The organism is Gemella sp. 20925_1_85, from assembly GCF_041433735.1.
Taxonomy (GTDB): domain Bacteria; phylum Bacillota; class Bacilli; order Staphylococcales; family Gemellaceae; genus Gemella.
Genome location: NZ_JAPWCC010000041.1, coordinates 1 through 11,223, shown reverse-complemented (window position 1 = coordinate 11,223; position 11,223 = coordinate 1). Strand labels below are relative to the sequence as shown.

General features: G+C 28.4%; 9 protein-coding genes and 1 pseudogene. All 10 read right to left on the bottom strand.

Features of this window, described 5'->3' with window-relative positions:
- Positions 1 to 64: 64 nt before the first annotated feature.
- Complete coding sequence (locus O3884_RS08750; RefSeq protein ID WP_371452978.1) at positions 65 to 1,057, bottom strand: acyltransferase family protein; 993 nt, start codon at positions 1,055 to 1,057, stop codon at positions 65 to 67.
- A 22-nt stretch (positions 1,058 to 1,079) separates the two neighbouring features.
- Positions 1,080 to 1,796 (bottom strand): phosphate ABC transporter permease, encoded by a 717-nt coding sequence (locus O3884_RS08745; RefSeq protein WP_371452976.1) that lies wholly within the window; start codon positions 1,794 to 1,796, stop codon positions 1,080 to 1,082.
- Between the two features lies 1 nt (position 1,797).
- The gene (locus O3884_RS08740) at positions 1,798 to 3,954 is read right to left on the bottom strand and encodes a LicD family protein (RefSeq protein WP_371452974.1); all 2,157 of its coding nucleotides are present in this window, start codon (positions 3,952 to 3,954) and stop codon (positions 1,798 to 1,800) included.
- 7 nt (positions 3,955 to 3,961) lie between these two features.
- A complete protein-coding gene (locus tag O3884_RS08735; RefSeq protein ID WP_371452973.1) occupies positions 3,962 to 4,924 on the bottom strand; it encodes a glycosyltransferase family 2 protein in 963 nt (320 codons plus the stop codon).
- The gene (locus O3884_RS08730; RefSeq protein ID WP_371452971.1) at positions 4,908 to 5,753 is read right to left on the bottom strand and encodes a LicD family protein; all 846 of its coding nucleotides are present in this window, start codon (positions 5,751 to 5,753) and stop codon (positions 4,908 to 4,910) included. The genes O3884_RS08735 and O3884_RS08730 overlap by 17 nt, the downstream gene beginning before the upstream one ends.
- Positions 5,746 to 6,963 (bottom strand): DegT/DnrJ/EryC1/StrS family aminotransferase, encoded by a 1,218-nt coding sequence (locus O3884_RS08725; protein WP_371452969.1) that lies wholly within the window; start codon positions 6,961 to 6,963, stop codon positions 5,746 to 5,748. The genes O3884_RS08730 and O3884_RS08725 overlap by 8 nt, the downstream gene beginning before the upstream one ends.
- 469 nt (positions 6,964 to 7,432) lie before the next feature.
- Complete coding sequence (locus O3884_RS08720; RefSeq protein ID WP_371452967.1) at positions 7,433 to 8,113, bottom strand: sugar transferase; 681 nt, start codon at positions 8,111 to 8,113, stop codon at positions 7,433 to 7,435.
- 117 nt (positions 8,114 to 8,230) lie between these two features.
- The gene (locus tag O3884_RS08715; protein ID WP_371452966.1) at positions 8,231 to 9,241 is read right to left on the bottom strand and encodes an acyltransferase family protein; all 1,011 of its coding nucleotides are present in this window, start codon (positions 9,239 to 9,241) and stop codon (positions 8,231 to 8,233) included.
- The gene (locus tag O3884_RS08710) at positions 9,241 to 10,839 is read right to left on the bottom strand and encodes a hypothetical protein (RefSeq protein WP_371452964.1); all 1,599 of its coding nucleotides are present in this window, start codon (positions 10,837 to 10,839) and stop codon (positions 9,241 to 9,243) included. Before O3884_RS08710 ends, O3884_RS08715 begins: the two co-directional genes overlap by 1 nt.
- Positions 10,840 to 11,029: 190 nt before the next feature.
- Positions 11,030 to 11,223: pseudogene (locus tag O3884_RS08705) on the bottom strand (C39 family peptidase); the annotation flags it as partial.

Below are 11,223 nucleotides of genomic sequence, written 5' to 3'. Positions count from 1 at the left end.
TTTTTCTCCATGCCCCGAATTTGACAAAGAGCCCTCTTTTTATGATATTTATACATTCTTAAAATCACGATGCTTTCTTATTTAAGAATATTTGTTCTCTTATCTGTTTTATTGGGAAGTTAAAAATATTATGAGACAGTACGATGCTTAATAACACTGCCATTAATAGAAATGCTAATTTCCCACTAACTCCATAATTAAATATATTTGAGATATTAAATACCTTATTCAAAACATAATATATATGCATATGCCAAAAATATACATTTATAGAATTTTTCCCCATGTCTGTAATTAAAAACATTCTTCTATTAGGCATCAACATTATAAGAGCAAAGCACATTCCAAAAGATATGATATAGCTAGCTAATCTTGCTAATGGGGCATAACTCATTATCTGAGGGAAGAATGGATTCCTTCCTGTAAATAAATATCTTAATCTATAAAAAATATCCAATTCAAAAACACATAATCCTAGCCAAATCACTACTATTAATCCAGCCAAAACTATATATTTTGAATTTTTATTTTTAAATTCTACTATATTTGCCTTTTGTAATAATACCCCACTCAAAAAGAACGGAAAGAATATTATTATCCTTGATAAATACAGGAAATCACCTATTCCTGTATCATATCCTACAAAGCAAGCCAAGACTATCGAAAACACTAAAATATATTCCTTGTTTTGTTTCTCAATTATTTTTAAAATTACAGTATATGCTGCCAAAGCAAACATAAACCATGAAAGCCCACCATCCCATAGTAGGAAAAATTCAACCTTCACTGTTCCTAGTAATCTTTCCGCAACCGCTGAAACTATCTTATAAACAAAACCTATACTTATAAAAAATATCGCTTTACTTGTAATATCTTTATTTTTAAACATCAATCCCGATATAAAAATAAAAAGTGGTATATGAAATGAATATATAAATAAAAACATACTATCATAAATATTAGATACATCGGTAAATCTATCCGCAAAATGTCCAATAACCACACAAGTTACAAGGAAAAATTTTAAATTGTCCCATAATGCTACCCTATTTCCCATAATACTATCTCCTAGATCTAGTTTATTTATCTTTTCTCAATACAACCTCTGCTAACTCTGCATCCCCACTCTTATAAATCGGATTTTCTTTCCAATTATAGTTAGTATTAGGAGTTTTAAAATCTTCGCCATATAAAGTTTTTAAATACTCCTCTGTATTAGCTGGAACCTTTACTTTTTGATTTTTAAAATCACATTCCTTTAAACCAGTGAATGGAATTTCATAGTGGTAAACCTCATATCTAGTAGGATTCCCTAATGCATTTGTCATGAAAAATATTGTATCAGAAGATACTTTATCGTCTTCCTTGTTATAGACAATAAAATCTACATTAAGTCCTTTATAGCTGTACGATAATTCAACTAAATCTTTATCAAAATAAAACTCTTTTGTTCGTTTAAAACCATTTTTAGCAAGGTGTTTTTCTATGACTTCAAATTCTTCTAAACTTGAAACTTGAACTCCGAAATCCATATCTAAATCATGACTTATAAAATCATTTTCTCGATAGTAACCTAATAATGTTCCAAAATCTAACCAAATATTATAATTCTTTAACTCAGAACTATAAACAATATTCAATATTTCCTCAAAGTTTTCTTTTAACAAATTACTTCTTTTAGAATCTAATTCAATATTAGCTTTCTCATTTAATTTTTTTATTAAAGGGAAGTTTTTAACAACATCTTTTTTATCACCTAAAAAACTAGCTAAACTCCTCTTAAGCCATTGCAACATACTAGTTCTCCTTCTTAATATACGCTACAAAATCATCATGCTGTATTCTTTTTTCTATTGGCGGAATCTCCATATAGTCCGCACCATAAATTGTAGTTAAAATATGATCATAATCTGTCGGTATATTATATACTCTATCCTCAAACTTAAATCCGATTACTTTATCTAAAGCCTTAGCATCTATCTTTGTACTGTATTTTTTAGATTCCATTAGATAATCTATATATTCACTATTAACAGGAACCTTAGAACAATCATTTAATTTTTTATTCCATGTTTTCACCCTTGTTAATCTGAATGCTACTAACATTAGATAACGAACAATATTCTTTATTCCCGCTTCTTTATTTCTTATTCCATATAAAGTATATACAGATAATCTACGATACATATCTAATTTTGTGATTTCTTTATTTACATCTTTATAGTCATCAAAAGGAAAAACATCTACACAGATACCTAATTCTATATCATTTTGTATGTAGTTATTTTCATAAACAGTTCTACTATCATAGACTCTGTAAAATGGATAAGGGTACCTAGAATCATTTTCCCAAGAAACGACCTTATAAATACTGTTATTATCTTCTAAAATTGCTTGATATAATTTATCATATTGATCCCTCTTTAAAGCAATATCCAAATCATCATCCCATGGAATAAATCCTCTATGTCTTACTGCACCTAACAAGCTTCCATAAGCTAATGAATAATTAATACCTTTTTCTCTACAAATATTATGAATATAATCCATAACTCCTAATTCTACTTCTTTAATTTCATCAATATCTAATTTTTTAAAATTACTTTTGTCTGTACTCACTATAGAATAGAAATAACCTGCCATTAAGAATAAGATGATACCTAACAATGAAATTCCATAAAATGTAGAACTTAAGAATAGATTAGACACTAGAATTACCATTAATATCATAATCATTGATAATAAATCTTTATTTACTAAATCTTCTTTTTTATCTCTAAATATTCGTTTTACCATTGATATAAAGAATGATAAGACAAAGATTCCCATTGAAATAAATCCTACCAATCCATTATAGAATAAAATTTCTAAATATCCATTATGAGTAAGATAATGTTCTTTTATTATATACTCATCTGGATTCATCTTTTTACCTATCTCATACCAGTTTCCACCTGAATACCCAAAAATAGGTTTTTTAGGTACGAAAGATGCTGTAGATTTCCAAATTGCAAATCTATTATTGGAAATATTTTCTTCACTTGTATCTGTTCTTTCAAGAGAAAGATTATTATCTTTATTTTCTAATTTTTTATCTTGAACTTCTAATCTCTCTTTGTTATATTTTAAATACTGCTCACTAGTGAAATTAACAGCTTTATAACTGAATAACACAACAACAATTGCCAGTGCTACTTTTAATAGCGATTTAACATTCCCTTTTTGATAAAACATCACTATTGAATATATAACAGCCGCTATCATCATACAGATAAACGCAGTTCTTGAACCTGATAACACTATATAAATAAAATTCAATACAATAGCGACTATACTAATATATCTATATACTTTCTCAAAACTACATACTTTAAGAACTAAAAATATAATCACTATTAACGAAATTAAAGAAAGATAGTTAGGACTTGCTAAAATACCAAATAGTCTAGACTCTACAAATCCTTGTCTAATATATAATCCTTTATAGTCATGTACTCTATAACCTTTCAATAATACGAATTGAATTAATGACACTAATACTCCAAAAGTATTAAGTACAGTAACTGTATAGAAAAAGTAATCATATATTTTTTTACCTTCTTCTCTAGTAATTCCTGTGAATATAGGGAATACAGTTAAGAAATAAATATAAAATATTAATGCATTTTTTATATTTGTAGAATAACCATAAGATATCACTAGCATACTAGTAATAATATTAAAAGCAAAAAATAGTAATAGGTATTCTATTGTTTTTATTTTTAGATAGACCTTCTTAATAACTAAGTTGTACGTTGCTAAAAGAATTCCAAATAATGTCATTCCCCCTGCAACAATCTTGTTAGCTGAAATAAATTGTAGTGGCACTATTAGACCACACATACAATAAACAGCAACTATTAAAATAAATGCCATATTTATTTTAAAATAATTTTTTTCTATTAGTTTTAACATACTCTAATTAATATCCTCTCTTCTCTATTATTTTTCTATATAGATTTCTATTCAATAATAAGGCAACAAATCCAATTTTTCTACCTTTTGTAAATAATGAATCTGTTAAAATATCCTTACTATGATCTTTTAAATACGATATTAACTTATTTTCTAATTTTTTATCATTATATTCTTTATCTAACAATAACCTATCTAGTACATAAAAGTACGCCCAATTCATTCTCATCTGAGCTACCTCTTTTAGTTCAGGGTATTTTTCTAAAATAATCTCTTTATTCTGTTCATAAGCTTCTATAACATTTAAAAACTTAAGAGAAAATTTTTGGGTAGTAATACTATTTTCTCTATGTACATAGTAATATTTTTTCTCATTGGTTGCTACTATTTTATTACACTTATCTAATAACTTTATCATAATAAATGCATCTTCAGCGATTTTTCCGATTTCAAATTTGAACTCTGAAAACAAACTCTTTTTATATAATTTATTAACAGCTGTAACAGATAGTATCTTAGCTTCCATAACCATCTTAATAGCTTCTCGAGGACTAAGTTCCCATGTTTTCTTTTCAGTTACTTGCGCCTCAGGAACATCATTATAGACATCATAGTGCCCACACATAGATAAATCTGCGTTTGAACTTTTTAAATTAGTTATCAGCACTTCATACATATCTTCATCTATATAATCATCACTATCTATAAATCCGATTAACTCAGCTTCCGCTTCATTTATCCCAACATTCCTCGCATCAGATAATCCACCATTCTCCTTATGAATTACCCTTATTCTATCATCTTTCTTTGCAAGTTCATCACAAAGTTGTCCACTGTTATCAGTAGAACCATCATTGACTAGAATAATTTCTAGGTTTTTATAGGTTTGATTGATTATTGAATCAACACAACGCTCTAAGTATTGTTCTACATTGTATACCGGTACTATTACACTAATTTTTTCGTCCATAATATTCCCCTTTATACTTAAGATAACTATTTTCCATATCCACTATAACTGCATCATGATGTGGTACTTGTTTTTCTTTTGGTGGTGGTGTTATATAATCACCAAATGCTGTTTTCAGATAAATATCATACCCTACAGGTATAGGCATTTTAGTGTTTTCAAAATCTATAAAGATATTATCTTCAAATGCTTCAATCGGATATTTCTTTTTCATATATCCAGGACCTGTACAAAGTTCTGTTATTCCATCACTTTCTTCAAGCGTATATTTCATCATCTCTTTTTCAGCTTTTTTCCAGATTTTATAACGTAATTTACTCGATGTTAAACCAAGTAAAATCGTACTACCCCATTTCATAATCGCCCCATGTTTTTCAGGGATAGTTTGAGCACAGAATAGTGAATAAATCAATGCCCAACGAACTTGTTTTTTTCTATTTGCTTCATTTTTAGGATAGTAGTCCAAGGGAATAACATCTAAAGCTAAACCATGTGGCATATCTAGATCTTGTTGATATGGTTTTATACATGTTGTTTCTTTATCACGAATCGTGATAAATAAATTTCTATCAACAAAGTTGCTATCACTTTTTGATAAGAAATATTGTTCTTTAGCATGTTTTTTCCATAGTTCTGGAAGTTTTTCATAGTCTTTTCTAGGCATGAAAAAATCTAAATCATCATCCCAAGGGATAAATCCTTTATTCCTTAGGCCACCAATAGCTCCACCACCACAAAGATAACAAAGTAAGTCATGTTCTTTACAAAATTCTACAAAATATTCAGCCATTTCTAAACTTTTATTTTGTATTTCTTTTAAACTACTCACCTACTACCTCCTCAACAATTTCCTTGAAGTTTTCAATAATAACAGCTACATCTTCATCACTAAGTCTTGTATGTAACGGTAATGTTATTTCCTTAGCATAGTAATTATAAGCATTGGGATAGTTTTCAATATCGAATCCTAGGTTTTCGTACGCAGTTAATAACGGCAATGGTTTATAGTGAACATTACAGCTAATTCCACGCTCTGCCATCTTAATGATTATTTCACCACGTTGTTCAAATGTAGCACCTTCAACATGAGTTATATAAAGGTGTCCACAAGATTTATAATCTTCTGAACTATGACTTAGAGCTGTAATTTTAGTTCCTTCGAATCCTTTATTATACTGACTGATAATGTCATCACGTCGTTCTAAAAGTTTTGGATAACGGTCTAATTGTACTAGTCCAATAGATGCTGCAATATCAGTTAAATTGCATTTATATCCAGGAATAACAATATCATATTCCCAAGATCCTGCTTTAGTTTTAGCTAAAGCATCTTTTGTTTGACCATGAAGAGAATATATTTGGTATTCTCTATATAACTCTTCGTTATCAAAGTTTTTATTTTCTTTCCAAGTTACACTTCCACCTTCAGCTGTAGTGAAGTTCTTCACAGCGTGAAATGAGAATGTAGTAAAATCAGCTACAGAACCAATTTTTTTACCTTTATAAGTACTTCCTAAAGCATGCGCTCCATCGGCTACAACAGCTACTCTACCAAGTTTCTCTTGGTATTCACTATTAGCTTTGAATAAGTGTTTTTTATTTTCGACTACTTCGAAAATTCTATCATAATCACATGGAATTCCTGCTAAGTCAACAGGAATAACAGCTTTAGTATTTTCAGTAATAGCATCAGCTAAAGCATCATAGTCCATCTCGTGACTATCTTCAGCTATATCAACAATAACTGCCTTCGCTCCAACGTGATAAATCACACTACAAGAAGCAGTATAAGTCATCGCAGGAACGATAACCTCATCACCTTCGCCAATACCTAGAACACGTAATGTTAACTCTAACGCCGCTGTTGCAGAATTAAGACAAACAGTTTTAGGTGTATTCGTAAATTCAGATAATCTTCTTTCTAATTCTTTTGTCTTCGGTCCAGTTGTAATCCAACCTGATTTTAAAGTGTCTATTACTTCGTTAATTTCTCCATCGCTAATGTCTGGTGGAGAGAATGGTATATTATATTTTTTCATCTCAAACTCCTAATTATTTGTTTCTACTCTTTCTAATAAAAAAACACAAGAGACTAATATTGTGGAAGGCCTCTTGTGTTTTTTGATCGAATTATCTAGATATTATTATACAATATTTTTTATAGTTAATCAATCAAAATACGTTTTAAAAATTCCATCTATATTCATAGTAAACAGCAATCCATATTTAATTAACTATGATTCTTATTATATATATTACAATATTAGATAATTCGCTAACTCGTAAGCCTCAGTTAATTTTAATATCATTTAATAATATGATATAATTAAATTACTATCAACTAAATACACTACTGTGAAAGGAGTGTAAAATATGATCGAATTACTTCAATTAATAGTTATCTTTTTAATTCTTCGCGAATTAAATAAAGAATAATTTCATTGGAATTTCGTTTCTTTCATTCGTTTAGTGTTGATAGTAGGCTGCAATGTGGAAGTTGCAGCTTTTTTATTTAACAACCGCAATAGCAGTTCTTATCATTATTTTAATATCATTTATAACACTGAATTCTTCAATGTACTTTAAGTTATATTTCATCTTATCTGGAAGAATCTCCTCCACATAGATTTCATCTACACTTCGTCCACTGTCTTTGAATTTCTCAATAACTTCATCTTCATCTTTGTATTCGATACTAGCTGGAGAAGTTATCCCAGCTGGAAGAAGTAATGTCGCATTCATTTCATCAGTGTACTTATCTACATATTTCGCTACTTCAGGTCTCACTCCTACAAAACTCATATCACCTACAAGTACGTTGATAAGCTGAGGTAGTTCATCAAGACGTAATTTACGAAGCTTATGTCCTACCTTACTAATACGAGGATCATTTTGCTGAGTAACAGCTGTCCCAAGTTTGTCAGCATCTTTAACCATAGTTCTAAACTTAAAGATTCTAAAAGTTCGACCATAAGTTGTAATACGCTCTTGCCTGTAAAACACAGGGCCTTCATTATCGAGTTTTATCCAGATAGCTATTCCTAAAATTATCGGCGATAAAGGAACAAGCAAAATTAATGCCAGCACCTTATCAAAAAGTAATTTCAGAAATAACGATATCTTCTTCTTTTCAATCGAAGCTCTATACTTTTTTACCGCTTCTGTTTCAAATCTATTATCAATATTCATCTTTCACCTTAACAGCTAATCAACTTCTTCGATTAGCTCTACTAATTTATTTCATCCCTTTATTATACCATATTTCACAATAGAACAGAAGAAATGGAAGTAAAAAAGACAACCAAATTAGGTTGTCTTAAATGATTTTCCAATAATAAATGGGAAAGTATTATTAATTATCTTAGCAATCAATTCACACAATATTATCGCTAAAAATAGTTCTACAATGGCTATTATATAATTACTAACGAATATTCCCGTATACTTACCAGCAAGTTGCTCCATAATAATATCTAAAATGTATAAGACTATTGGTGAATGATATGCATAATATATCAGCGTGTTACCACCAATTCTCTCTAGTATTGGTATATTTGGTATATTTTTGAATAATATAAAGCTTGCCCAGATACCAAAGAAAGCAGCAATAAAATACAAGGAAGTTGAATTAATCTGTTGATAATATAGATCTACTCTCGTGTTGTAAACTCCACATATGATACTTACTACCGTAACTGGTAAAAAATATACTTTTCTGAAATATCTTTGTAGCGTAGCTAGATTCTTTCTCAATACATATCCAGACAAAATAAATATTGATGCATATGGTACAAGATCAAAACTCCAAATTAACCAAAATTCCATCTCATATAGTTTTTTTCCTAAACTACCACATAATATAAGTACAATATATACAATTATATATTTATATAATGTATCACTATATTTTATCGCAAAATAACAAACCAGTTCTGCTAAGAATAACACATTTAAAAACCACAATTGATAATAAATATGCATTCTATCAGCCACTATCATAGCTTTTATAAAATGTATAATATCTATTTTCAATATAAATTGCGGTTGTAAGATAAATGATTTAATAGAAAATATAGAAATATTCATTAAAAAACAAGGTATAACTATAGTTTTAAACTTTCTAACAAAGAATTCAAAGAACGATGTATACTTAGCTACGTTTAAAGTCATTCCTGATAAAAAGAAAAATAAAGGTATATGGAATATATATAATAATAATTTCACTTTGGCTGGAGTGTATCCCATATGACCAGCTATTACTAAGATTATACAAAAAGCCTTTAACATATCAATATATTTAATTCTCTTACTGCTCACTACTTATCACCCCTTAATTTATATATATTCATATCATTTGAAATATCACTTTCTTTTACAAAGTAAACATCTTTATCATAATTTTCTTTAAACAGTACTCTGATTTTATCGAAAACACTAGATTCTTTAGGCAAAATAAATTTAATATTATCACTATTTACCGCACTAGAAAGTATATTATTTGTATCTTTCACTCCAAATCCTTTTAGTTTATTATGATATTCAGGCGAGAATGTTTGCCATGTTCCAAAGGTTATTATGTTTCTTGTTAATTTATCCGTCTCAACAAAAACCTTACTTACATTCGGTTGAGAGCTAACTAAATTTCCGTATCCTGAAATAATATATAAATTATCTTTATTATTAACTAATACATTGTTATAGTTCTTATTAAAATCATGAGAATGATAATTAAACCAATACAATTCATTTTTTCCATAGCCCCATATATTATCCATTAATAGTATGCATAAAATTGTAAAGATAACACCTTCTAAATTATTCAATAATTTATAGTTTCTTTTTATAAACAGCTCATTACCATATACAATAAAAATAAATAAAGCTAGAATAATGATAGGTATATAAACTCTCTCTACTACTCTTTTCCTAACTATTAGCCCTGCTAATAAAGCTAAAGGACTCAAAAATAACAGATATCCATAATAACTTTTAGATTTATAAAATATAAAAACAAGAATTACAAAAAATGTAAACAACTTATAAAACTCATTAGAAAAGTACTCAAGTATTATCTTTTTAATCGATAGATTATATTTTTCTGATACTGATCTTACTTTATCAAGATTATCTAACAGCTCATTACTAAAGATTTGTTTTTCTAAGAGTATCCAAGAATTATGACTTGCTAATGTATTTTCAGTAATACCAATCTTATCTAGACTTTCTTTTTTTTCAGAATAATCAATAGCAGGATAGTCTCTAATCAAAGTACTCTTTTCATTCCATTCTATATAAGATTTTTCTACATCGTTACTTTGTATAAATAACCAATTGGTTAAACTTACAACAAAAATTGTACTAATTAATATAGCTGTTCGTTTTACCTTTTTATTCCTAATTAGTTCAAATATGATTATCGCCAAACATAATGCCAAAAGACTTGATATTATTTGAACTCTAAGAGAGATACCGATAAATATAAGCATAATAGGAAAAACTATGTTTTTTTCTTTATAAAGTAAAAATATTCCCGAGATAGACAACAAATAAGCAACCACGGAGTATGTAAAATATTTTAATAAAGCAAACTCTATTACTAAAACTATTATCCATAGAACTATTTTATATTTTCTATCTCTCAGCAGATAAAGCAAACATGAAAAACTTATGCTATACGCTGATACTAAAAAAACGAAGAAGATATTAATATTTGAAAATAAACTCTGTAATATTACTAATATCTTGGTTAATATTATTCCCATGTAGGGAAGTAACATATATTCTTTATTTAAAATCGAATAATTAATTGTAACATCATCAACAGCATGATAAATATATCCATATAAATATCTATACAATACTACAATAAACAATGGTATAGCAATTGAAATTATTATCGATGTGTTTCTCTTCACTACTTACTCCCCCCTTTCCTTAAAATATAATATTCAAAATTCAATAACACTAGTATAATACTATAATTAAGCATTTATTTCAACTTCAACTAATATAAGTTCTTCAACTTACTACTACAAAAAGCTTTAGCTCACCTAACCAGTGAACTAAAGCTCTTATTATTATATTAATTCTCTTTATAATATCTTCCTATTCATCTTGCAAACCACTTATAGGTGGAAGCAACGGAACCCAAGCTCCATCATTTCCTACATAATAACGGCCACCATCCACATATCTATTAGTAACCATTCTTCCATCTGACCCTAGCCAGTAGTTTCCTACCCACGCATTTCTTACTGCTGAACCATTTTTATAGTAGTACCAAGATCCACTCTCTTTTT